This is a genomic window from Mesorhizobium sp. ArgA1, from assembly GCF_053714375.1.
The window spans coordinates 656,945-679,151 of record NZ_JBSKBQ010000001.1; the positions used below are offsets into that span (position 1 = coordinate 656,945).

At 64.4% G+C, this 22,207-nt stretch carries 23 protein-coding genes; all 23 read left to right on the forward strand.

The features are described 5' to 3' along the window. The first annotated feature begins 4 nt into the window (after window positions 1–4). Window positions 5–1,411, forward strand: coding sequence for a flagellar protein export ATPase FliI (fliI, locus tag ACWGTI_RS03085; RefSeq protein ID WP_454585743.1), 1,407 nt, complete (start codon window positions 5–7; stop codon window positions 1,409–1,411). Next, complete coding sequence (locus ACWGTI_RS03090; RefSeq protein ID WP_454585744.1) at window positions 1,398–2,612, forward strand: hypothetical protein; 1,215 nt, start codon at window positions 1,398–1,400, stop codon at window positions 2,610–2,612. The genes fliI and ACWGTI_RS03090 overlap by 14 nt, the downstream gene beginning before the upstream one ends. Before the next feature lie 87 nt (window positions 2,613–2,699). Next, window positions 2,700–3,080 (forward strand): flagellar basal body rod protein FlgB, encoded by a 381-nt coding sequence (gene flgB, locus ACWGTI_RS03095; RefSeq protein ID WP_454585745.1) that lies wholly within the window; start codon window positions 2,700–2,702, stop codon window positions 3,078–3,080. A gap of 2 nt (window positions 3,081–3,082) precedes the next feature. Beyond that, window positions 3,083–3,499, forward strand: coding sequence for a flagellar basal body rod protein FlgC (gene flgC / locus ACWGTI_RS03100; protein ID WP_454585746.1), 417 nt, complete (start codon window positions 3,083–3,085; stop codon window positions 3,497–3,499). Further along, entirely contained in the window at window positions 3,499–3,834 is a 336-nt protein-coding gene (locus ACWGTI_RS03105; protein ID WP_142865958.1) for a flagellar hook-basal body complex protein FliE, read from the forward strand. Before flgC ends, ACWGTI_RS03105 begins: the two co-directional genes overlap by 1 nt. A gap of 11 nt (window positions 3,835–3,845) precedes the next feature. After that, entirely contained in the window at window positions 3,846–4,634 is a 789-nt protein-coding gene (flgG, locus tag ACWGTI_RS03110) for a flagellar basal-body rod protein FlgG (protein WP_112559336.1), read from the forward strand. 6 nt (window positions 4,635–4,640) lie between these two features. Continuing rightward, a complete protein-coding gene (gene flgA / locus ACWGTI_RS03115; protein WP_454585747.1) occupies window positions 4,641–5,156 on the forward strand; it encodes a flagellar basal body P-ring formation chaperone FlgA in 516 nt (171 codons plus the stop codon). Then, window positions 5,153–6,394 carry a flagellar basal body P-ring protein FlgI gene (locus tag ACWGTI_RS03120; RefSeq protein ID WP_454585748.1) on the forward strand — a complete coding sequence of 414 codons (1,242 nt, stop codon included), beginning with the start codon at window positions 5,153–5,155 and terminating at the stop codon, window positions 6,392–6,394. Before flgA ends, ACWGTI_RS03120 begins: the two co-directional genes overlap by 4 nt. 3 nt (window positions 6,395–6,397) lie before the next feature. Next, the gene (locus ACWGTI_RS03125; protein ID WP_454585749.1) at window positions 6,398–6,973 is read left to right on the forward strand and encodes a MotE family protein; all 576 of its coding nucleotides are present in this window, start codon (window positions 6,398–6,400) and stop codon (window positions 6,971–6,973) included. Further along, window positions 6,970–7,674, forward strand: a complete 705-nt coding sequence (gene flgH / locus ACWGTI_RS03130) for a flagellar basal body L-ring protein FlgH (protein WP_454574559.1) — start codon at window positions 6,970–6,972, stop codon at window positions 7,672–7,674. Before ACWGTI_RS03125 ends, flgH begins: the two co-directional genes overlap by 4 nt. A gap of 18 nt (window positions 7,675–7,692) precedes the next feature. Then, window positions 7,693–8,193: a flagellar basal body-associated FliL family protein gene (locus tag ACWGTI_RS03135; RefSeq protein ID WP_454585750.1), complete on the forward strand. Its 501-nt coding sequence runs from the start codon at window positions 7,693–7,695 to the stop codon at window positions 8,191–8,193. Further along, window positions 8,190–8,921, forward strand: a complete 732-nt coding sequence (gene fliP / locus ACWGTI_RS03140) for a flagellar type III secretion system pore protein FliP (RefSeq protein WP_023828200.1) — start codon at window positions 8,190–8,192, stop codon at window positions 8,919–8,921. Before ACWGTI_RS03135 ends, fliP begins: the two co-directional genes overlap by 4 nt. A gap of 215 nt (window positions 8,922–9,136) precedes the next feature. Continuing rightward, on the forward strand, window positions 9,137–10,021 hold the full coding sequence (locus ACWGTI_RS03145; RefSeq protein ID WP_454585751.1) for a flagellin N-terminal helical domain-containing protein: 885 nt from the start codon (window positions 9,137–9,139) through the stop codon (window positions 10,019–10,021). A gap of 278 nt (window positions 10,022–10,299) precedes the next feature. Continuing rightward, on the forward strand, window positions 10,300–11,184 hold the full coding sequence (locus ACWGTI_RS03150; protein ID WP_454585752.1) for a flagellin N-terminal helical domain-containing protein: 885 nt from the start codon (window positions 10,300–10,302) through the stop codon (window positions 11,182–11,184). Window positions 11,185–11,381: 197 nt separating this feature from the next. Continuing rightward, window positions 11,382–13,022 carry a flagellar basal-body MS-ring/collar protein FliF gene (fliF, locus tag ACWGTI_RS03155; RefSeq protein WP_454585753.1) on the forward strand — a complete coding sequence of 547 codons (1,641 nt, stop codon included), beginning with the start codon at window positions 11,382–11,384 and terminating at the stop codon, window positions 13,020–13,022. 3 nt (window positions 13,023–13,025) lie between these two features. Next, window positions 13,026–13,649 (forward strand): hypothetical protein, encoded by a 624-nt coding sequence (locus ACWGTI_RS03160; RefSeq protein ID WP_454585754.1) that lies wholly within the window; start codon window positions 13,026–13,028, stop codon window positions 13,647–13,649. A 13-nt stretch (window positions 13,650–13,662) separates the two neighbouring features. Continuing rightward, entirely contained in the window at window positions 13,663–15,021 is a 1,359-nt protein-coding gene (locus ACWGTI_RS03165; RefSeq protein WP_454585755.1) for a MotB family protein, read from the forward strand. Beyond that, window positions 15,018–16,442 carry a chemotaxis protein MotC gene (locus ACWGTI_RS03170; protein WP_454585756.1) on the forward strand — a complete coding sequence of 475 codons (1,425 nt, stop codon included), beginning with the start codon at window positions 15,018–15,020 and terminating at the stop codon, window positions 16,440–16,442. Before ACWGTI_RS03165 ends, ACWGTI_RS03170 begins: the two co-directional genes overlap by 4 nt. Next, entirely contained in the window at window positions 16,439–17,830 is a 1,392-nt protein-coding gene (fliK, locus tag ACWGTI_RS03175) for a flagellar hook-length control protein FliK (protein WP_454585757.1), read from the forward strand. Before ACWGTI_RS03170 ends, fliK begins: the two co-directional genes overlap by 4 nt. Next, window positions 17,763–18,350 (forward strand): transglycosylase SLT domain-containing protein, encoded by a 588-nt coding sequence (locus ACWGTI_RS03180; RefSeq protein ID WP_454586472.1) that lies wholly within the window; start codon window positions 17,763–17,765, stop codon window positions 18,348–18,350. Before fliK ends, ACWGTI_RS03180 begins: the two co-directional genes overlap by 68 nt. 222 nt (window positions 18,351–18,572) lie before the next feature. Further along, window positions 18,573–19,241 carry a response regulator transcription factor gene (locus tag ACWGTI_RS03185; protein WP_112559323.1) on the forward strand — a complete coding sequence of 223 codons (669 nt, stop codon included), beginning with the start codon at window positions 18,573–18,575 and terminating at the stop codon, window positions 19,239–19,241. A 79-nt stretch (window positions 19,242–19,320) separates the two neighbouring features. Beyond that, complete coding sequence (locus ACWGTI_RS03190; protein WP_454585758.1) at window positions 19,321–20,574, forward strand: flagellar hook protein FlgE; 1,254 nt, start codon at window positions 19,321–19,323, stop codon at window positions 20,572–20,574. A 176-nt stretch (window positions 20,575–20,750) separates the two neighbouring features. Beyond that, window positions 20,751–22,205 carry a flagellar hook-associated protein FlgK gene (gene flgK / locus ACWGTI_RS03195; protein ID WP_454585759.1) on the forward strand — a complete coding sequence of 485 codons (1,455 nt, stop codon included), beginning with the start codon at window positions 20,751–20,753 and terminating at the stop codon, window positions 22,203–22,205. Window positions 22,206–22,207: the final 2 nt, after the last annotated feature.

Below are 22,207 nucleotides of genomic sequence, written 5' to 3' on the forward strand. Positions count from 1 at the left end.
CGGCATGTCGAGCAGCCAATCATCGATACGCGCGCTTGAACGCCAGCCGGAAGCAGCGCCTGAAAACCGGCTGGCTGCCCTGGAGCGGATCTGGCGCCGGTTCGACGATACCGAAACGCTGGTGCGGCGCGGCGGCCGCGTCGCCGAGGTTTCGCCGACGCACTACAAGGTGCGCGGCCTGTCCGAAATCGCCAGGCTCGGCGATCTCGTCGAGCAGCGCGGCAATGCCGGCACGCGGCGCGGCGAGATCGTCAGGATCGGCCGCGACGAGGTCGTCATCGCGCCATTTGAGCGCAGCGCCGATGCCGGTATCGGCGACGCCGTGTTTCGGCGCGGTCCGCTGGTGGTGACGCCGCACGCCTCGTGGCGCGGGCGCGCCATCGACGCGCTGACTCGCGCCATCGACGGCGGGCCGCCGCTGATCAGGAACGGCGAAGCGGCAATCGGCGAAGGCGCTACGCCCGGCGCCATGTCGCGGCAGCGCGTCGGCACCGCCTTCACGACCGGGGTCAAGGTCATCGACATCTTCACGCCGCTCTGCTTCGGTCAGCGCCTCGGCGTCTTTGCCGGATCCGGCGTCGGCAAGTCGACGCTGCTCGCCATGTTGGCCGGCGCCGATGCCTTCGACACCGTGGTCGTGGCGCTGATCGGCGAACGCGGCCGCGAGGTGCGCGAATTTCTCGAAGACACGATCGGCGCGCAAAGCATGGCCAAGACCGTCGCCGTCGTCGCCACCAGCGACGAGAGCGCCATGATGCGCCGGCGCGCGCCCGACACCGCTATGCGCGTTGCCGAGCATTTTCGCGACCAGGGTCATCGTGTGCTCCTGGTGCTGGATTCGATCACCCGCTTTGCCCACGCGTTGCGCGAAGTGGCGACCGGCACCGGCGAACCACCGGTCGCCCGCGGCTATCCCGCTTCGGTTTTCACCGACCTGCCCAAATTGCTTGAGCGTGCGGGGCCGGGTGCTGAAGGAAAAGGGTCGATCACCGCCATCATCTCGGTGCTGGTCGACGGCGACGACCACAACGACCCGGTCGCCGATTCGGTGCGCGGCATCCTCGACGGCCACGTCGTGCTCGACCGCGCCATAGCCGAACAGGGCCGCTATCCGCCCGTCAATCCGCTGTCGTCGATCTCGCGCCTTGCCGACAAGGCATGGAGCCCCGAGCAGCGCATGCTGGTGACCAGGCTGAAGTCGATGATCTCGCGCTTCGAGGACACGCGCGATATTCGCCTGCTCGGCGCCTACCAGGGCGGCGCCGATGCCGAGCTCGACATTGCGGTGCGCCAGGTGCCGCTGATCTATGAAGCGCTGACGCAGTCGCCGAAGGATCGCGCCTCAAGCGACGCATTCTCCGACCTCGCCCGTCATCTGAAAGGCAAGCAAAGTGTCGATGCCGGAGACTGAGCGCCAATACACCGAGCGGCTCCTGCGCGAGATGCTGGCCGAGGCTAGTGCCGCCGAGGAAGCCAGGGCTGACGAAGCGAGGGCTGCCAAAGCGAAAGCTGATCGCGCCAAGGCAGCCAAAACCGCGGCCGCATTGGCCAGGGCGGCCAAGCCACCCCTGCCGAGACTGGTCCAGCCTGCGCTGCGCAGCGTGCCCGAACCAGCCTTGCTCGGCTCGTCTCAGTCTGCGTTGCCGAGCAGGACCAGCCTGGCCTTGCCCGGCATGGGTGAGCCATCCACACCCAGCCCGTTCAGGCTTGCCTTGGTCGGTGCGCCCAAGGCTGCCTTGCGCGGCGTATCCAAGCTTGCATCGCGAAGCGTGAAACTCATATCGAGCACCGCGTCCAAGGCCGCGTCGCGCAAAGCAGCCAGGCTGGCGGCGCGCAAAGCGGCCAAGTCCGCCTCGCGCAAAATGGCCGAGCCTGCTCCAACCAGCGACACCAAGCCGGCATCGCCCAGGACAGTCGAAACTGCGTTGCGCGATGTCAGCAAGCCTGCCCTCCCCCAGGTGGCCAGACCTGCTCCCCCCACTTTCGCCAAGCCCCCGCTGCCCAAGGCTCCGCATGCCGAACTCAACGAGGCGATCGCGGCCAGCCGTGACTCGCTTCTCGATGGGCTCTTTCCCGACGTCGACTGGCCGCAGCCGCCAAGGGCGCAGTTTCCCAAGGTGAAAAAGAACGATGACCGCCGCAGCGATATCGTCTTTGCCGCGCTGGGCATCACGCTCGGCCTGATCTGCGCGCTGTTTCCCTGGTACATCTTCTTCAACCAGGACCAGTTCGGCGTCCAGGCGATCAAGTTCGGCGGCAGCGGCACCAATGCCGGACGTGTCAGCGGCGGCTCGCAGATGGAGAATTCCGGCCAGCCGCTGACGGCGAACGATGTACCCGACGTCGACCTGTTCGCCACCGGCACGCTGCAGGATCCGGAGGACAAGGCCCAGCCTCCAGACGCCGACGAGCAGGCCTTTCCGGGCGATCCCAAATTCCGCATGGTCCATGTCGCCAACGGCCGCGCCATGATCGAGGACGACGCCGGCCTGTGGATCGTCCAGCGCGGCTCGAAGCTGCCCGACTCCAGCACCGTCTCGTCGATCGAGCAGCGCGGCGGCAAATGGGTAATGGTCACCAGCGCCGACCAGGTGATCGAACTCTCCAAATAGCGGAACACGCGGGTTACCCCCCGGGTCCGCGCAAGGTCCGCGCAAGACTGGCGGCCTAGTCTGGTGCGTACCAGCCTGGAGATCCCCATGGAGCCCGTCAACCTTTTCGATCTTGCAGCCAAGCAGTCGCAATGGCTGTCCGTGCGTCAGTCCGCCATTGCCGGTAACATCGCCAACGTCAACACGCCGGGCTACACCGCCGGCGATGTCGAGCCGTTCGAGAAGGTACTCGACCGCACCGCAGTGTCGTTGACCGCGACCCAGGCCGGGCATCTCGGCACTACGGCCACCAATGCCGGCTTCACGGTCAAGCCCGAGGAAACGACCGGCGCCATCATGCCGTCGAAGAACACCGTGGTGGTCGAGAACGAGCTGATGAAGGCCGGCGAGGTCCGCCGCTCCTTCGAGCTCAACACGGCGATCGTCAAGGCCTTCCATTCGATGATGATGATGGCGGTCAAGACCTGACCATGGACGCGCTCACCGCAGCCCTCAAGATCGCCGCATCCGGCCTCGGCGCCCAGTCGGACCGCTTGCGCGTCGTCTCGGAAAACCTCGCCAACGCGCAGTCGACCGGCAACACGCCGGGCGCCGACCCCTATCGCCGCAAGACCATCAGTTTCGTCTCCGAGCTCGACCGCGCCTCGGGCGGCACGATGGTGGAGGTCAACTCCATCGACCGCGATCCCAGCGACTTTCCCGTCGAGTTCCAACCCGGCAGCGAGGCCGCCGACGACAAGGGCTACGTCAAGATGCCCAACGTCAACGTGCTGGTCGAGATGGCCGACATGAGCGAAGCCAACCGTTCCTACGAAGCCAACCTTCAGGTCATCAAGCAGGCGCGTGATCTGATCTCCATGACCATCGACCTGATGAGGAACCAGTAATGATCAGCGGCATTGGCGGTATCGGATCGCTTCCACTCAAGCCGGAGATCGGCGGCGCCGACGCCGCGACCGACCTGTTTCAGGGCACCACGGCGCCAATGGCCGGCGGCGAAATCGCCGGCACCTTCGCCGAGGCGCTGAGCCAGGCTGCTTCAAAGACCGTCAACACCTTGCAGAATGCCGAGCAGGTCTCGATCCAGGCACTCAAGGGCGACGCCGACACCCGCCAGGTCGTCGACGCCGTCATGAGCGCCCAACAGGCCCTGCAGACCACGATCGCCATCCGCGACAAGGTCGTCTCCGCCTATCTCGAAATCAGTCGTATGGGTATCTGAGGAGACTTGCCGTGAAAGCACTCGCCATTGCAGCGACCGGCATGAACGCCCAGCAGACCAATCTGGAAGTCATCGCCAACAACATCGCCAACATCAACACCACCGGCTACAAGCGCGCGCGGGCCGAATTCTCCGACCTTCTCTACCAGGTCGACCGCACGCAAGGCGTTCCCAACCGCTCCAACTCCTCGCTGGTGCCGGAAGGCGTCTCGATCGGCCTCGGCGTCAAGACGACCGCGGTGCGCAACGTCCATACACAGGGCGAGTTGACCTCGACCGGCAACAGTTTCGACATGGCGCTGACCGGCCGCGGCTGGTTCCAGATCGAGGGCGCCGACGGCGGCACGCTCTACAGCCGCGCCGGCGCCTTCAACACCAACGCCACCGGCCAGCTGGTGACCGTCGACGGCGCCAATGTCATCCCGGCCATCACCGTGCCGGTCGATGCCATCGAAGTCGTCGTCAACAAGACCGGCCAGGTCTTTGCCCGCATCGACGGCCAGACCGATCTCCAGCTGCTCGGCCAGCTGCAGCTCGCCAACTTCGCCAACGAAGCCGGCCTGGCGCCGCTCGGCGACAATCTGTTCCAGGAAACGCCGGCCTCCGGCCCGGCCAATGTCGGCGTGCCCGGCGATCCAGGCTTTGCCACGGTCGAGCAGGGCTATCTTGAGGCGTCCAACGTCGATCCGGTCAAGGAAATCACCGAGCTGATCTCGGCGCAGCGCGCCTATGAGATGAACTCCAAGGTCATCCAGGCCGCCGACGACATGGCCTCGGTCGTGTCCAAGAACATCAGGTAAGGTTTGATGGTCTCTCCGGCCTCCCGCTCCGCGCTTTGCCGCACCGCGCTGATTCTCGCGCTGGTGGCCGGCAGCGTGCCGGCTTTTGCGCAGGAGCAGACCACCACGCAGATCGCCAGCAACCAGGCGGTCGGCGAAGTCGTCTTGATCCCCAATCGGGTTATTTACCCCGGCGAGATGATCGACACCGGCGCCTTGAAACCGGTGACGCTGCTCCCCGGCAAGCACAGGCCAGACGCGGTCGCCACGCAGGCTCAGGAACTCCAGGGCAAGGTCGCCAAGCGCACGCTGCTGCCCGGCCGCTACATTCCGGTCGCCGCCATCCGCGATGCCTGGCTGGTCGAACAGGGTGCCGCCGTACAGGTCTATTTCATCGCCGGCGACCTCACCATTTCGGCCACGGCCGTGTCGCTCCAGCCGGGCGCCGCGGGTGACCTGATCAAGGTCCGCAACGCCGACAGCGGCAAGATCTTTTCCGGCACGGTGATGGCCGACGGCACCATCCGGGTAAGCGCTTCATGAGGCGCGTACCTGCCCTTCTGCTTGCGGCCATCCTCGGCCTGCAGCCGGCGCTGGCCGATGGTCTTACGCCGAAACAAAAGCGCGATCTTGCCGGCCAGAATGGCGGCGTCTTCGTCGATCCCGAATATGACCCGGCCACCACCAGCCGCATGTTCAGGGTGTCCAACGGCCCGAGCTCGCTGCCGCCCGGCCAGGTCGCATCGCGCATCAAGGACATCGCCCAGCTGCAGGCTTCGCGCGACAACCAGCTCGTCGGCTATGGCCTCGTCATCGGCCTCGCCGGATCGGGCGACAGCTTGCGCAATTCGCCCTTCACCGAACAGTCGATCCGCGCCATGCTCGAAAATCTCGGCATCGCCACCGAAGGCGGCAGCGCGCGGGCCAAGAACGTCGCCGCCGTCATCGTCACCGCCAACATGCCGCCCTATGTCCAGTCGGGCGCCCGCATCGACATCGACGTCTCCTCCATGGGCGACGCCACCTCGCTCGCCGGCGGCACGCTGGTGATGACGCCGCTGAAGGCGGCCGACGGCGAAATCTACGCTGTCGGGCAAGGCTCGGTGATCGTGTCCGGCTTCACCGCCCAGGGCGACGCGGAAAAGCTGACGCAAGGCGTGCCGACAGCCGGCCGCGTGCCCAACGGCGCCATTGTCGAGCGCACGGTGCGCGCCGAGTTCGAGGACCAGTCGCTGCTCACCTTGCAACTGCGCAATCCCGATTTCTCGACCGCAGTTCGCATCGCCGACGCCATCAACGGCTACACCTCGCAACGCTTCGGCATGCGCGTGGCGGCCGAGCGCGATGCGCGCACCGTGCAGATCAGACGGCCGAAGAATGTTTCGGCGGCGCGCTTCTACGCCGAGATCGAAAACCTTGTCGTCGAATCCGACACGCCGGCGCGGGTCGTCATCGACGAGCGCACCGGCACCATCGTCATCGGCAATGAGGTCAAGATCTCGCGGGTGGCGATCAGCCACGGCACGCTCACCGTGCGCATCACCGAACAGCCGAAGGTGGTCCAGCCCGAGCCATTCTCCAAGGGCGTGACGGCTGAGGAACCCTTCACCACCATCGAGGCAACCCGGCCCGATGCGCGTGTCGCCGTGCTCGACGGACCCAACCTCGAAACGCTGGTGTCGGGCCTCAACCGTCTCGGCGTCAAGCCGGACGGCATCATTGCCATCCTGCAAGGCATCAAGTCGGCCGGCGCTTTGCAGGCCGATCTGGTTCTCCAATAGGCCATGCCGATGATCACTCGTCTTTCCCGAATTAACCGCCGCAACGCAGCGCTGGTGGCCTGCGCCGTCACTACGCTTTTCGCAGGCTCCCCGGTTCGCTCGGAAGAAGCGGTTCGGCAGGTTCTGCCCGGCGGGCAGCAGCCGGCAGCAGCTCAGCAGCTGGTTCGCGAGAAAGCGCCGGACGAGAGCGAAATCCAGCGCTTCTGCTCCAACATCGCCGACGCCGCCCGCGACCGCCGCTACGCGCTGCAGGCCGAGGAACTGAAGCAGCTGCAGGCCGGCATCGACCAGCGTATGAAGGCGCTGGACGAGAAGCGAGCCGAATACGAGCAATGGCTGAAGCGGCGCGAAGTTTTTTTGGCCCGCGCCGAGGACGGCGTCGTCAAGATTTATGCCGGCATGAAACCGGATGCCGCGGCCGAGCGCCTGGCCATGGTCACCCCCGATCTCGCCGCCGCCATCCTGATGAAACTCGATTCGCGCAAGGCCGGCGTCATTCTCAATGAAATGGACCAGAAGGCGGCGGCCACGCTCACCGGCATCATGGCCAGCGCGGCCCGAAGGGTAGATCCGTCATGAAGTTGCAGTTGCTCACCCTGGTCGCCGCCGCAGCACTGTCTGGCTGCGCAGTCGACCCGAAGGAGATCGGCAGGGAGCCGGCGCTGTCGCCGGTCGGCACCGGCATCACCGGCAGCGTCGACGCGCCCTACTCATACCCGGAAGAGCCGCGGGCGCCGGTGAAGAAATTCTCGCTGTGGGACGATCGCCAGAGCCGATTGTTCACCGATCCGCGTGCGCTGCGCGATGGCGACATATTGACCGTCAGGATCAAGCTCAACGACAAGGCCAACTTCAAGAACCAGAACGACCGCAGCCGCACCGCCGCGCGCAAACTCGGCTATGACGTCAAGCTCGGATGGGAAGATGCCAGCACCACCGGCAAGGGCGACGCAGGCCTGAGCTCCAGCACCGAAACCAACGCCGACGGCGAAATCAAGCGCTCGGAAAACCTCGAGCTCAACGTCGCCGCCGTCGTCACCGAAGTCCTGCCCAACGGCAATCTGATGATCCGCGGCTCGCAGGAAGTGCGCGTCAACTACGAGCTCAGGGTGCTGACCATTGCCGGCATGGTGCGTCCCTCAGATATCGGCGCCGAAAACACCATTTCCTACGAACGCATCGCCGAGGCGCGCATCTCCTATGGCGGCCGCGGCCGGATTGCAGAGATCCAGCAACCTGCCTACGGCCAGCAGATCCTCGACCAAGTCCTCCCCTTCTAGGATCAGGAGAACGGCGCCGTGGCAAATGTCGAACAGGTCCAGCCCAAGAAGGGTCCGTCGCTTGTCATCCAGCTCGCCATGCTTTTGGCGGTGACGGGCGCTGCGGTCGGCATGGGCTGGGTCTCCGGCGGTTATCTGAAGGGTGTCGGCGGACCGGTGCCGGTGCCGGCCGCACCCGAGAACCAGTCCAATGCCGAGCAGAAGAGCACGGCCACCGAACATGCGCCGGGCACTGGGCCGACGCTCGTGCAGCTGGCGCCGATCACCACCAATCTGGCCGCGCCGGCCGATATCTGGATAAGGCTGGAAGCCTCGGTGGTCTACGATACGCCGCAACCGCCGGAACTCACCGAGAGCATTCACCAGGACCTGCTGGCCATGGTCCGCACCCTGAAGATGCATCAGATCGAAGGCGCCAGCGGCTACCAGCATTTGAAAGCCGACCTCGAGGAGCGCGCCGCGATCCGCAGCGGCGGCCACGCCAAACAGATTCTGATCAGGACATTGCTGCTCGAATGAGAAAACTGCTTCTCGCCGCCGCGATCGTCGTCGCCGCCACCTCGGTCGCCGCTGCCCAGCAGCTGGACCTCGGCGGTATCGGCAAAGCCGACGGCGCCACCGTCGGCTATATCATCCAGATGTTCGGTCTGCTCACAGTGCTGTCGGTTGCGCCGGGCCTGTTGATCATGGTGACGAGCTTCACCCGCTTCGTCATCGCCTTCTCGATCCTGCGCGCCGGCATCGGCCTGCAGTCGACGCCGGCCAATCTGATCCTGATCTCTTTGTCGCTGTTCATGACCTTCTATGTCATGGCGCCTACCTTCGACCAGGCCTGGAACACCGGCGTCAAGCCGCTGATGGACAACCAGATCAGCCAGACCGAGGCGTTCGAGAAAATTTCGGACCCGTTCCGCACCTTCATGCTGCACAACGTCCGCGACAAGGATTTCGACCTGTTCGCCGACCTCGCCCGCGAGCGCGGCCAGGTGGTTGCCAAGGAAACCGTCGACCTGCGCATCCTGGTGCCGGCCTTCATGATCTCCGAAATCCGCCGTGGTTTCGAGATCGGTTTCCTGATCGTGCTGCCGTTCCTCGTCATCGATCTGATCGTTGCCACCATCACCATGGCCATGGGCATGATGATGCTGCCGCCGACCGTCGTGTCGCTGCCATTCAAGATCCTGTTCTTCGTCCTCATCGACGGCTGGAACCTGCTTGTCGGCAGCCTGGTGCGATCCTTCACCTGATCGCCCGCGACCTGCGCGTGGCACCTGGCCAAAATTCCATGCAATATATTTCCGGTTAACCGTCCCGTTTAGCCCTTTGGTAGGGACTCGCCCGCATATTGCTCGCAGATGGCGGGTGATCGGGTCTCACGATCATTGGCATGATGCCGCTCCGTCATACCGGAAAAGCCGGTATGTCAAAAAACACCCTGTAAAAAAACAAGGTACGAGTAGCCATGTCCAGTATCATGACCAACGCCGCGGCGCTGACCGCGCTGCAGAGCCTCAACAGCACCAACAAGCAGCTCGAAATGACCCAGGCCCGTATTTCCACGGGCTACCGTGTCGCCACCGCCAGCGACAACGCCGCCTACTGGTCGATCGCGACCTCGATGAAGTCCGACAACAAGGCGCTTTCGGCCGTTCAGGACTCGCTCGGCCTCGGCGCCGGCAAGGTCGACACCGCCTACACCGCCATCAACGACGTCAAGGACCAGGTCGACCTGATCAAGTCCAAGCTGGTCACCGCCCGCGGCGCCAGCCAGGAAGACCAGCAGAAGATCGCGACCGAAATCAACGCCATCCAGGCGCAGATCAAGTCGTCGGTGACCAACGCCAACTTTGCCGGCTCGAACCTGCTGCAGAACGACGCTGCCGCCGCCTCCGACCTGAAGATCGTCGCTTCCTATAACCGTACCGGCGCAACCGTCACCATCGACACCATCGACGTCAAGGCTGCCGATACGCAGGTTCTCGATGTCGCCGGCACGGGCGGCATCGTCGGTGGCCTGCTGGCCACGACCTTCTTCGATCCGACCTCCGCCGCTGTCGCCGACAGCGCCATCGACACCGCACTCGGCAGCGTTGAAACGGCGCTTAGCTCACTGTCCACGGGCGCTGCCTCGCTCGGCGCCGCCAAGTCGCGCATCGACACCCAGAAGAGCTTCCTGTCGAACCTGTCGGACTCCATCGACAAGGGCGTCGGCGCTCTGGTCGACGCCGACATGAACAAGGAGTCGACCCGTCTGCAGGCCCTCCAGGTCCAGCAGCAGCTCGGCATCCAGGCGCTGTCGATCGCCAACGGCAACTCGCAGTCGATCCTGTCGCTCTTCCGCGGCTGATCTTTCGACTTTACGACTGACAAGATCCGATCGGGCCGCGCCAACAGCGCGGCCCGATTTCTTTTTTGCCGCTGCTGATTTTCTCTTTGAAAGGCGGCCGATTTTGCTTCTGGCCGGCGCCCGGATTGGCTTGTTTTAACAGGCCATTAACCATATCCCGCTAGTCATGGTTAACCATACCATGGCGGGCAGACCAGACGGTCGATGGGCTAATGCCTACCCCCTGATGAAATTGATCCGGCGTGTGACACGCCAGTTTTTGAGAAGGGGTAAATATCTTGGCAAGCATCATGACCAACGCCTCGGCGCTGACTGCGCTGCAGAGCCTGAACAACACCAACAAGCAGCTCGAAATGACCCAGTCGCGCATTTCGACCGGCTACCGCGTCGCCACTGCCAGCGACAACGCCGCCTACTGGTCGATCGCCACCACGATGAAGTCCGACAACAAGGCGCTTTCGGCCGTTCAGGACGCACTCGGCCTCGGCGCCGGCAAGGTCGACACCGCCTATACCGCCATCACCGACATCAAGGACCAGGTCGATCTGATCAAGGCCAAGCTGGTCACCGCCCGCGGCGCCAGCCAGGACAACCAGCAGAAGATCGCGACCGAAATCAACGCCATCCAGGCGCAGATCAAGTCCTCGGTCACCAACGCCTCCTATGCCGGGTCGAACCTGCTGCAGAACGACGCTACCGCCGCCTCCGACTTGAAGATCGTTGCCTCCTACAACCGCACCGGCACGACCGTCTCCATCGACACCATCGACGTCAAGGCTTCCGACACGCAGGTTCTCGACGTCGCCGGTACGGGCGGCATCGTCGGTGGTCTGCTGGCCACGACCTTCTTCGACCCGAGCGCCGCCGCCGTCACGGACGCCAACATTGACACAGCTCTGGACAGCGTTGAAACCGCACTTGCCAAACTCTCGACCGGCGCTGCCTATCTCGGCGCCGCCAAGTCGCGCATCGACACCCAGAAGAGCTTCCTGTCGAACCTGTCGGATTCTATCGATAAGGGCGTCGGCGCTCTGGTCGACGCCGACATGAACAAGGAATCGACGCGGCTGCAGGCCCTCCAGGTCCAGCAGCAGCTCGGCATCCAGTCGCTCTCGATTGCCAACGGCAACTCGCAGTCGATCCTGGCGCTGTTCAAGCAGTAAGCCGGCCCCGGCTTTCTCTTCCTTCGAATTGAAGGGCCGCGCCAACAGCGCGGCCCTTTCGCTTTGTGGCTGCCGTTTTGATCCATGTCGTTGACCCCAGAACCGCTGCACACTTCCGGGCGACATGCGTTATCATCTTCGCACAAGCTTCGCGGTCTAGTGTTCCCACGGAATATCATGCTGGGAGCGCTTGAATCGTGCCGCAACAGATCCAGAGCATTATCTCGAATCTCACGGCATTTGGCGTCAGGCGCTTGGCCATGCTGGCCGGCATTGCCGCGCTGGTCATGGCCGTCATCGGCATCGGCTCGGTCTATCTCAACCGCCCCGCCTATGAGACGCTCTATGTCGGGCTCGATCGTTCCGACGTGAACCAGATCGGCCTGGTGCTCGGCGAGGCCGGCATTGGCTTCGACGTCGGCTCCGACGGTACTTCCGTGCTGGTGCCGGCCGGCACCACGGCCCAGGCCCGCATGCTGCTTGCCGAGAAGGGCCTGCCGACCAGCGCCAATGCGGGGTACGAACTGTTCGACAATGTCGGCGCGATGGGCCTGACATCCTTCATGCAGCAGATCACCCGGGTGCGCGCACTGGAAGGCGAGATCGCCCGCACCATCCAGTCCATCGCCGGCATCAAGGCGGCACGCGTCCACATCGTCATGTCCGAGCGCGCCAATTTCCGCCGCGACGAACAGCAGCCCTCCGCCTCGGTCGTCATCCGCTACGCCGGCATCGACGCGGAGAAGAGCGCCATGTCGATCCGCCACCTCGTCGCCGCCGCCGTGCCTGGCCTGTCGGCCGACAAGGTGACGGTGCTCGATTCCAACGGCAATCTGCTGGCTGCGGGCGATGATCCCTCCAACACCAGCGCCGCCCGCACGCTCGGCGTCGAGCAGACCGTGGAGGCGCAGATCGGCGACAACATCCGCCGCGCGCTGACACCCTATCTCGGCCCCGACAATTTCCGCGCCTCGGTCAAGGCCAATGTCAACACCGACACCCGCCAGACCGAAGAGACGATCTTCGATCCGGAGTCGCGCGTCGAACGTTCGGTGCAGTCGGTGCGCGCCAACGAAAACAGCAACCAAAAGCAGGCCTCGACACCGGCCAGCGTCGAGCAGAACCTGCCGGAGACCCAGGCGACCAGCACCGAAGGCCCGCAGACATCGTCGGCGAACGACCGCAAGGAAGAGATCACCAATTACGAGATCAATTCCAAGAAGATCGCCACCGTCTCAAACGGCTATTCTGTCACCAAAATGTCGATCGCCGTCGTCGTCAACCAGCAGCGGTTGATGACCATCCTCGGCAAGGACGCCACGCCCGAGCAGATCGCCAAGCGCGTCGCCGACATCCAGAAGATGGTGGCCTCGGCCACCGGCTTCGACGACAAGCGCGGCGACGTCATCGACGTCTCGGCGGTCGAGTTCATCGACGGGCTCGACGGCGAGCCGATCGAACAGCCGGGCATACTGGCATCGATCGGCACGTATACTGGCACGCTGATCAATGCCGGCGCCTTCATCGTCGTGGTGTTCCTGGTCGCCTTCTTCGGCCTGAGGCCGATGGCCGCCGCGCTGACCGCGCGGCCGACACCGGCACTGCCTGGACCGAGTTTCGACGATGTCCAGCGTTCGCTGCCGACACCCGAAACCGCCAGTGCCGAACCTGCGCCGGCTGCCTTGCCCGGCAGCCGCCCCGGCCCGACCCCGCTCGACGATCTTCGCCAGAAGATCAGGCCGGCGCCGCAGGAACGGCTTGCCCGCATGGTCGATCTCAACGAGGAGCGCACCGCGCAGATCCTGCGCAAATGGGCCGCCCAGGAAGCAGCGGTGTAGACCATGGCCTCGGCAGCGCTTTTCGACCTTTTGCCGGATTTCGGCGCACGCACCCAGCGCGCCGGCCAGCCACCGCTCGCGACCCAGGCCGAGCCAAGGCCGGAGACGCCGCCGCAGGCCGACATCGGCGCGCTGATCGCCGAAGCAGTCATCGATGCCGAAGCGGCGCTCGAGGCGCGCCTTGCCGTTGCCCACCAGGCGGCGCTCGAAGCAGAGCGTCAGGCCAGCGCCGATGAAGCGAGGGTTTTCCTGGAAGGCTTCGGCGGTGATCTTGGCACAGCTGTCACTGCCCGTATCGACACCATGGAGGCGAAGGTCAGCGAGCTTGTCGGCGCCACCGTTGCCCGCATCATTGGCGGCATCGTCAGTGACGATCTGCAGAAGCGCTCGCTGGAAGCCCTTGCCGGCACGATCCGCGAAGCCGTCGGCGACAGCGAGGCGGTGCGCATCGCCGTGCGCGGGCCGCTGTCGCTATTCGAGACGCTGAAGGTTTCGCTTGGCCAACGCGCGGCCAATCTCGATTTCGTCGAGGCGCCCGGCTTCGATCTTACCGTCGCCATTGACGAGGCGGTATTCGAAACCCGCATTGCCGAATGGTCTTCTACCTTGTCCGAGGCCCTCTCATGAACGGAGACTTGTCATGAGCGTTGCCGACGCTGCAGAACCCAGGCACGAAATCATCATCGTGCGGCGCAACCACGACGACCACGACGACGCCCATCATGGCGGCGTCTGGAAGATCGCCTTTGCCGATTTCATGACCGCCATGATGTGCTTCTTCCTCGTCATGTGGCTGATCAATGCCGCCAACGAGCAGACCAAGGCCGCCGTCGCCAGCTATTTCAACCCGGTCAAGCTGGTCGACCGCAACGCCAGCCGCAAGGGCCTCGAAGACCTCGGCGATGGCCCGAGCAAGGTCGGGCTGACGGCTGACGACCCGAAGGACAAGACCAGCAAGGCCGGACAGGACGGCATCGGGGGCGCCGGCACCTCAGACAAGAAGCAGCCGAAGGAATCAGCGCCGAAGACAGACCTTTCCGACGAGCATCTGTTTGCCGATCCCTATGCGGTGCTGTCGGAAATCGCCACCGACACCGGCGTCATGCAGAATGTCAGCGAAAAGGGCGATGGCGGCGCACAGGCGTCCGGCCCGGCCACCGGCGCATCGGGCGGCCAATCCTACCGTGACCCCTTCGCGCCGGATTTCTGGTCGCAGCAGGTGGCCGCACCAGGCGCCGAAGCCACCGCCGAACGCAGCAAGATCGAAGGCGATCCTGTGAAGCCCGGCGACAAGGCCGCAAAGGAGCAAGTGGCTGAAGTGAAGGCCGTGCCGCCAGCGCTGCCGGTGACCGCGCCGCCGCTCGAGCCGCTGGCGAAATCCGCATCCGACAAGCCAACTACCAAGGCTGAAGCAAAGGCGGAAGCCAAAGCAGAGGCCAAGGCTGAAGCCGAAAAGGCGGAAATTGCAAAGGCCGAAGCCGCCGAAGCACAACCAGCACCCAAGCCCGAAGCCGCGGAAAAGACGCCGAGTGCTGCCGCCGTCAAGGCCGCGGCGCAGGTGAAGCAGGAACTGGCCGAGGCCTTCAAGCCTGGCGACAAACTGCACGACGGCGTCTCCGTCGAGGCCACCGACAAGGGCGTCGTCATCTCGATCACCGACCAGTTCGATTTCGGCATGTTCGAGATCGGATCTGCGGTGCCGCGGCGTGAACTGGTGCTGGCAATGGAGAAGATCGGCCGCATCGTCAATGAGCAGAAAGGCACGATCAGCATCAACGGCCACACCGATGCGCGACCGTTCCGCAGCGATACCTACGACAATTGGCGGCTGTCCACGGCGCGCGCCCATTCCGCCTACTACATGCTGGTGCGCGGCGGCGTCGACGAGCGCCGCATCACCGAAGTCGCCGGCTTCGCCGACCGCGAGCCGAAGGTTGCAGCCGATCCAATGGCCGCCGCCAATCGACGCATCGAGATCCTGATGGCGACCGACGGATGAGGCGCTCCGCCATCATCGGCCGCGCCATCGGCCTGCTGCTGCTGAGCACTGTCCACTCGCCGGCAGCTTTTGCCGAGGACGGCTTGCAGCCCTATCAGCTGGTGCGCTCGCTGCAGCTGGTGCAGGACCGCATCGCCGCCGGCGACCATGCCGCGCTGCCGATGCAGGCCAAGCTGCTCGAAATGGCCGACACAAGGTTGCGCGCGGCGGACGCGGACGATTTCAGCGACCCGAAGAATTTTCGCGCCTTGCTGGTCTATGGCATGAGCGGCGGCAATCCCGTCACCGTCGAGGCGGCGGTGTCGCGCGCCAAGACCGACCCGCAAAGCCTGGCCATCGCCAAGGGTATTGTCGATTATCTGAACGGCCGCCCGGCGGCCGCGATCGAAGCGCTGAAGCCGATCGACCCGATGACGCTGCCGGCCGATCTCGGCGCATTCCTGGCGCTGGTCAAGGGTTCGCTGCTGGCTACCGAGGAACCGCGCACGGCGCTTGCGTTGCTCGACGATGCGCGCCTGCTCAGCCCCGGCACACTGGTCGAGGAAGCGGCGCTGCGCCGCTCGGTCGGCATTGCTGCCGCGCAAGGCGACGGCGCGCGCTTCGCGCTCGCCTCGACCCAATATGTCGAGGACTATCTCTATTCGCCCTATGCCAGCCAGTTTGCCGACGCCTTCGTTTCCGGCGTCATCACGCTCCATATGGCGATCAGCCAGGACAAGCTCGCCGACATCACCTCAATGATGGATCCCGAGCGCGAGAAGGTGATCTTCCTGCGCATTGCCCGCCGTGCCGCGATCGACGGCCTCGCCGATCTCTCCGCCTTTGCGTCGGCCAGGGCCGAACAGGGCCGCGACGGCATCCACAATCAGGACGACCCGCGTGCGCAACTCTATTCCAGCCTGTCCACGGTGACGTCTGGCACCATCGACGAGGTCCGCGCCAAGCTGGACAAGATCGATCGCAGCCAGCTTTCGCAAAGCGACCGCGACTTGCTCGATGCCGCGCAGGCCGTGGCCGGCGAAGTGATCGCGCCGCCGGCGCCGCTGCCTGCCGGCAAGCCCGCGCCTGCCGAGGCCGAACAGCAGCCGGTCAAGAGCGCGGCAGCGGCAAACCCCGACGAGCCCGAATTGCCGCCGGTCGAAGGCGCGATGCCAGAACAGCCAGCTGCTGCAGCTTCGGGCGGACCGGCCGCAACCGACGAGCCGAAAGCGCCAGGCGAACTAGCCGCGCAGGCACAGAGCACGCCTCGGACAAAGGCACCGGAAGCGCCTGCAGTCGCCACCGCCGGTGATGCGGCCCCTGTCGTGCCGGCATCGGCACCTGCCGGCGCCGAACCCGCCGATCCCACCGACGCCGCCATGGCCAAGACGCGCCGCCAGCTCGATTTGATCGACCAGATGCTTGGAGCAGCCCCGAAATGACCACCAATGTTGCCCAGGCCCTGCCGGGATTTGCGGCCGTGCACGCTGGATCGAAGCAGCCGGCGCCGAACGCCAAAGGCGACGACAAAAGCTTCGGTGAACTGGTGCGCGGCGAGGACAATCCGCCGACGCAGAAAGGCCAGGGAGCAATCGAGGCCGCGCCGCACGAGCCACGCTGGACCCGACGCGGCACAGCCGATCCCGCCAGGGGCGAGACTGCACACGCAGAGACGGGCAAGACGGCCTCCAAACCGGTTGTCGGGAAAGCCGAAAAAGACCCTGTCGACGGCGATCAGGACAAAGGGTCCGCCGACGCCGAGGCGGTCGGACAAGGCACAGGCACATCGCCACTTCAGGACCAGTTGCCTTTACTGATAGCGCTGCATGACATCAGCCGTTTCTCGGCGGCCAGGGCGAGCGGGAACGGCGTCGCTACGAATGAACAGACTGAGCAACCGGCGCTCGACGGCGAAACCGCTTCTGCGCCGCCTCTGACGTTGAAGAAATTCCGCGCGACATCCGGCCCCGACAACAGCCTGGACACGGAGCCGCGGCCCGAACGGGCCAGGGCCGGCGCTGACGTTTCCGCGCAGCATCAGGGGCAAAAGCTGGCCGCAATAGGGCCCGAGGCCAGCAAACTGCCTAGCCCGGATGGCGCGACCCCAGCTCTGCAGGCGGGCGAGCCGGCAAGCGAGAGGTCCGCGCCCGCCGCAAAGCGGTCAGCTTTGTCGACAAAGGGCGTCGAAGCCGCGCAGTCCACTGCATCCTCCGCATCCGGAAAACAGGCACCGTCCGCCGGGCGCGTCGACATTGTCGCCGAGCAAAGTTTCCCGGCACCGGCGCAAAGCCCGATAAACCAGACGACCTCAGCTTTGATCGACGCACTCGCCTCGGACAACGGCCTGCGGCAAGCGGTTTCGACGCCGTCGACGACCGCCCAGACGGCCGGTTCTGTTGCCGTTCCGACACATATATTGAAGATCGAGCTTCACCCCGCCGAACTGGGTATGGTCACTGCCAGTCTCAGGCTCGCCGGAGAACAACTTTCGATAGAATTGAAGCCCGAAACCCATGAGGCCTATCGCCGTCTCGCCACCGACAGCGACGCCATCGTGAAGTCGTTGCGCGGGCTCGGCTTCGATGTCGACAAGGTCATCATCCTGCAACCCTCGATAGCAGCCCACGTCCCGGCGCGCAGCGATGCAGGCAACCCCCAGCCGATGCCGCAAGGCCGCGACCAGTCGGCTTTTCAACCCGGAAACTCGAGCGGCAACAATGCGGGTTCGGGCGGCCAGCAGTCGGGAAGAAACCGCAATGACGATGCCCAGGAATTCGGCCGCCCCGGTGCGCCTGCTCGCGAGCGCGCTGGCGACGATATGTTTATCTAGCCTCTCGGCCAGCCCCGCCAACGCCGCCACCAACCCTTGCGAGCCCGAGATCCTGCGCGCCGCCGATCGCTATGGCGTGCCGGCCGGCATCCTCTATGCAGTCGGCCTTACCGAAACCGGCAAGAGGGGTAGTCTACAGCCTAATGCATTGAATATAGAGGGAAAGGCGGTATTTCCGAGAAGCCGAAGCGAGGCCTTGGCTACCTTCGAAGCAGCCCGGCGCGAGGGCAAGACGCTCATCGACCTCGGCTGCATGCAGATCAACCATCACTATCACGCCGCGCATTTCCGCAGCGTCGACGATATGCTCGATCCGCGCCAGAATGTCGACTATGCTGCGCGCTTCCTGGCCAGCCTGCATGCCCGTCATGTCAGTTGGTCAATGGCCGTCGCCCGCTACCATGCTGGCCCAGACAACGATCCCGCGCAGAAGTTTTATGTCTGCCGCGTCATCTCCAACATGGTGGCCACCGGCTTCGGCAAATGGACGCCAAACGCCCGCGCCTTCTGCAACCCATAGATGCATTCGTCATTCGCGGGGGCCACGAGCCCTTCTGCGGAAAGTGACGTACACGTCACCCCGCATCCGCAGCCATCGATACAACCAACCGGCCGGCTTTATTGCGGATCACGAAATAACTCCCAAGAAAATAGTTACAAGAAATGATGGTTTTTCAGGATTCACGGCACCGGATACGCCTTTTGCCACGGGGCAGATGATCTGATTCGGAAGGGCGGGCCGATGATTGTAATCGTTGACGAGCGTGAGCTCGTAACTGAGGGGTATAATTCACTTTTCGATCGCGAGGGGGTCGCCTGTGCGGGCTTCGCACCTGGCGAATTCGGCGAGTGGGTGACATCGGCTGCCGACACCGATTTGAAGTCGGTCCGCGCCTTCCTCATCGGCGATTGCCGCGAAGGCGCCATCTCGCCACGCCAGATCCGCGATCGCACCGGCGCTCCGGTCATCGCGCTCAGCGAACAGCACTCGCTTGAAAATACGCTGCGACTATTCGAGAGCGGCGTCGACGACGTCATCCGCAAACCGGTCCACATCAGAGAGATCCTGGCCCGCATCACCGCCATCCGCCGCCGCGCCCATGAGGACGTCAGCTACACCGAGATCGGCGCCATGCGCATCTTCATGGACGGCCGCGATCCAGAGATCGATGGCCAGCCGCTGCCTCTGCCGCGCCGGGAGCGCCGCATCCTCGAATATCTGGCGAGCAACCGCGGCCGCCGCGTCACCAAGACCCAGGTCTTCAACGCCATCTACGGCATCTTCGACGAAGAGGTCGAGGAGAACGTGGTCGAGAGCCACATCTCCAAATTGCGCAAGAAGCTGCGCGAAAAGCTCGGCCAGGACCCGATCGATTCCAAGCGCTTCCTCGGCTACCGGCTGGTGTTCTGATGGCGGTCTGCGCCAGCCTCGCGCAAGACAGAAATCATACCCTCGCGACCACAGACATGGGCATTGAGGAGACGTTTCGATGAGCCTTTACGGAATGATGCGGACCGGCGTTTCCGGCATGAATGCACAGGCCAATCGCCTGTCGGCGACAGCCGACAACATCGCCAATTCCGACACCACCGGCTACAAGCGATCCTCCGCCGAGTTTTCGACGCTGATCATGCCGCAGGTCGGCGGCGCCTACAATTCCGGCGGCGTCAACACCACCATCCGCTCGGCAATCAGCGCCCAGGGCGTGCTTCAGTACACAACCTCGGTTTCCGACCTTGCGGTCAACGGCAACGGTTTCTTCGTCGTCCAGGACCCCAGCGGAACGCCTTTCCTCACCCGCGCCGGCGCTTTCGTTCCCGACGCCCAGGGCAGGCTGGTCAACGCCGCCGGCTACCAGCTGATGGCCTACAGCTACGCCAACGGCACGCCTGCTGCCACCGCCAACGGTTTCGAAGGCCTGGTGCCCGTCGAGATCTCCGACCAGGAAATGACGGCGACACCCAGCACCTCGGGAAACTTCAACGCCAATCTGCCCGCGGGCGCCACCCCGCCCGCCGGGCCGCTGCCGTCCACCAACAGCGCGACGGCAGAGTACACGTCGAAATCCTCGATGGTTACCTACGACAATCTCGGCAACAAGAAGCTGCTCGACGTCTACTTTACCAACACCGGCACCGGCACCTGGTCGGTTTCGGTGTTCGACCAGTCCAAGGCGACGCCCGGCACGTCCTTCCCCTATACCGGCGGTGCGCTGGCCTCGGCCAACCTGACATTCGACACCACCACCGGTAAACTCACCGGCGCTGTCAACTCAATTACGATCCCCGTACCGGGCGGTGCGTCGCTCGATCTCGATCTATCCAAGCTGACCCAGCTCGGCACCGGCTTCACCGTTTCCGAGGCAAAGGTCAACGGCAACGCACCCAGCACCATAGAAAAGATCCAGATCGGCGAGGACGGCGTCATCTACGCCCAGTATCAGGACGGTTCGACCAAGCCGCTGTTCAAGATTCCGCTGGCCGACGTGCAGAGCGCCGACAACCTCACCGCGCTGCCCGGCAACGTCTATGCACAGAGCACCGACTCCGGCACCGTGCGCATCGGCTTTGCCAATGAAGGCAAGCTCGGCAGCATCATCTCCGGCGCGTTGGAAAATTCCAACGTCGATATCGCCGAGGAATTGACCAACATGATTGCGGCGCAGCGCAGCTACACCGCAAACTCGAAAGTATTCCAAACCGGTTCCGACCTCATGGATGTCCTTGTCAACCTGAAGAGATAAACGACGGGCGCTAGTGGGATGAACTTAAACCAGAGCGGCGCGGTGCGCGGAGTTCGAATTCAAGGCCACACCGGCAAACCGGCTGGTGTGGTTTGGGATTGGAGGTTTCCGAACGCTGACGCCGCCGACAGGGCAGAAACGTCATCCCCCTCCCACTGGCCTCGTGAAAGACCCGCATGTCGCTGACTTCCGCATTGACCATAGCCCAACAGTCGCTTCAGACCACGTCGAAGCAGACCAGCGTCCTTTCCCGCAACATTGCCGACGCTAGCAATCCCGACTACGCCCGCCGCACGGCGGTCGTCGTCAGCAGCGCGCCGGGCGCCCGCTCGGTGGAGATCCAGCGCGCGGCCAATGCCCTGCTGTTTCGCCAGAACCTCAGCGCGCAATCGGCCTGGAGCGGCCAGAGCACGCTCTACAGCGGCATTGACCGCCTCGCCGTTGCCGTCAACGGCGTCGACAATTCCTCCTCTGCTTCCACCGCGATCGGCAATCTGCAGAACGCGCTGCAGCTTTACGCCGCCACGCCATCCAACCAGAACCTCGGCTCCAGCGTCATCGACGCGGCACAGCAGGTGGTGCGCGCGCTGAACGACGGCACCAACGCGATCCAGGATTTCCGCACCCAGGCTGATGGCGAGATATCAACGGCCGTCGACGATCTCAACTCGCTGCTCAGCCAGTTCCAGGACGCCAACAAGGCGGTCATCTCCGCAACCCGCTCGGGCACCGACGCATCCGACGCGCTCGACCAGCGCGACTCCCTGCTGAAGAAGATCGCGGACTATGTTCCGGTATCGACCTTCACGCGCGGCGACAACGACATGGTCATCACCACCAAGGACGGCACGACGCTGTTCGAAACCATTCCGCGCTCGGTCAGTTTCACGCCGTCGGCGGGTTACACCGCCGGCACGCCCGGCAACACCATCTATATCGACAATGTGCCGGTCCGCGCCGGCACCGGCGGCAACACCAGCGCCGACGGCAAACTCGCCGGACTGATCACCTTGCGTGACGGCGTCGCTGCGACCATGCAGAGCCAACTCGACGAAGTCGCGCGTGGCCTGATCACGGCCTTTGCCGAAACCGCACCTGCGCAGCCCGACCGGACAGGCCTGTTCACCTGGTCGGGCGCACCCGCCATTCCGGCCGCCGGTACGTTGATCGACGGCCTTGCCGGCTCGATCAAGGTCAACGCCGCAATGGATCCGAGCGTCGGCGGCAATCCGGTTCTGCTGCGCGACGGCGGCGCCAATGGAGTCGCCTATATCGCCAACACCGCCGCCAACGCCTCCTATTCGCAGCTGCTGATCGGCTATGGCGACAAGCTCGACAAGCCGATGCCTTTCGACGCTTCGGCCGGCATCACCGTCACCTCCAGCGTCTCCGACTACGCCGCCAACGCCATTGGCTGGTTCGAAGGCCAGCGCCAGCAAGCCTCGACCAACGCCGACGCCAAGGAAGCGCTGGCATCGCGCACCGCCGAGGCGCTGTCCAACGACACCGGCGTCAATGTCGATCAGGAGATGTCGCTGCTGCTCGACCTCGAACACACCTATCAGGCCTCGGCGCGCATGATGAAGACCGTCGACGACATGCTGTCGTCCCTGCTCGATGCCGTGGGATAAGC

Excerpts from the sequence above, each read along its gene's own strand:
- fliI (WP_454585743.1), top strand. The coding sequence starts at position 5 with ATGTCGAGCAGCCAATCATCGATACGCGCGCTTGAACGCCAGCCGGAA.
- ACWGTI_RS03090 (WP_454585744.1), top strand. The coding sequence starts at position 1,398 with ATGCCGGAGACTGAGCGCCAATACACCGAGCGGCTCCTGCGCGAGATG.
- flgB (WP_454585745.1), top strand. The coding sequence starts at position 2,700 with ATGGAGCCCGTCAACCTTTTCGATCTTGCAGCCAAGCAGTCGCAATGG.
- flgC (WP_454585746.1), top strand. The coding sequence starts at position 3,083 with ATGGACGCGCTCACCGCAGCCCTCAAGATCGCCGCATCCGGCCTCGGC.
- ACWGTI_RS03105 (WP_142865958.1), top strand. The coding sequence starts at position 3,499 with ATGATCAGCGGCATTGGCGGTATCGGATCGCTTCCACTCAAGCCGGAG.
- flgA (WP_454585747.1), top strand. The coding sequence starts at position 4,641 with ATGGTCTCTCCGGCCTCCCGCTCCGCGCTTTGCCGCACCGCGCTGATT.
- ACWGTI_RS03120 (WP_454585748.1), top strand. The coding sequence starts at position 5,153 with ATGAGGCGCGTACCTGCCCTTCTGCTTGCGGCCATCCTCGGCCTGCAG.
- ACWGTI_RS03125 (WP_454585749.1), top strand. The coding sequence starts at position 6,398 with ATGCCGATGATCACTCGTCTTTCCCGAATTAACCGCCGCAACGCAGCG.
- flgH (WP_454574559.1), top strand. The coding sequence starts at position 6,970 with ATGAAGTTGCAGTTGCTCACCCTGGTCGCCGCCGCAGCACTGTCTGGC.
- fliP (WP_023828200.1), top strand. The coding sequence starts at position 8,190 with ATGAGAAAACTGCTTCTCGCCGCCGCGATCGTCGTCGCCGCCACCTCG.
- ACWGTI_RS03145 (WP_454585751.1), top strand. The coding sequence starts at position 9,137 with ATGTCCAGTATCATGACCAACGCCGCGGCGCTGACCGCGCTGCAGAGC.
- ACWGTI_RS03160 (WP_454585754.1), top strand. The coding sequence starts at position 13,026 with ATGGCCTCGGCAGCGCTTTTCGACCTTTTGCCGGATTTCGGCGCACGC.
- ACWGTI_RS03165 (WP_454585755.1), top strand. The coding sequence starts at position 13,663 with ATGAGCGTTGCCGACGCTGCAGAACCCAGGCACGAAATCATCATCGTG.
- ACWGTI_RS03170 (WP_454585756.1), top strand. The coding sequence starts at position 15,018 with ATGAGGCGCTCCGCCATCATCGGCCGCGCCATCGGCCTGCTGCTGCTG.
- fliK (WP_454585757.1), top strand. The coding sequence starts at position 16,439 with ATGACCACCAATGTTGCCCAGGCCCTGCCGGGATTTGCGGCCGTGCAC.
- ACWGTI_RS03180 (WP_454586472.1), top strand. The coding sequence starts at position 17,763 with ATGCCCAGGAATTCGGCCGCCCCGGTGCGCCTGCTCGCGAGCGCGCTG.
- ACWGTI_RS03185 (WP_112559323.1), top strand. The coding sequence starts at position 18,573 with ATGATTGTAATCGTTGACGAGCGTGAGCTCGTAACTGAGGGGTATAAT.
- ACWGTI_RS03190 (WP_454585758.1), top strand. The coding sequence starts at position 19,321 with ATGAGCCTTTACGGAATGATGCGGACCGGCGTTTCCGGCATGAATGCA.
- flgK (WP_454585759.1), top strand. The coding sequence starts at position 20,751 with ATGTCGCTGACTTCCGCATTGACCATAGCCCAACAGTCGCTTCAGACC.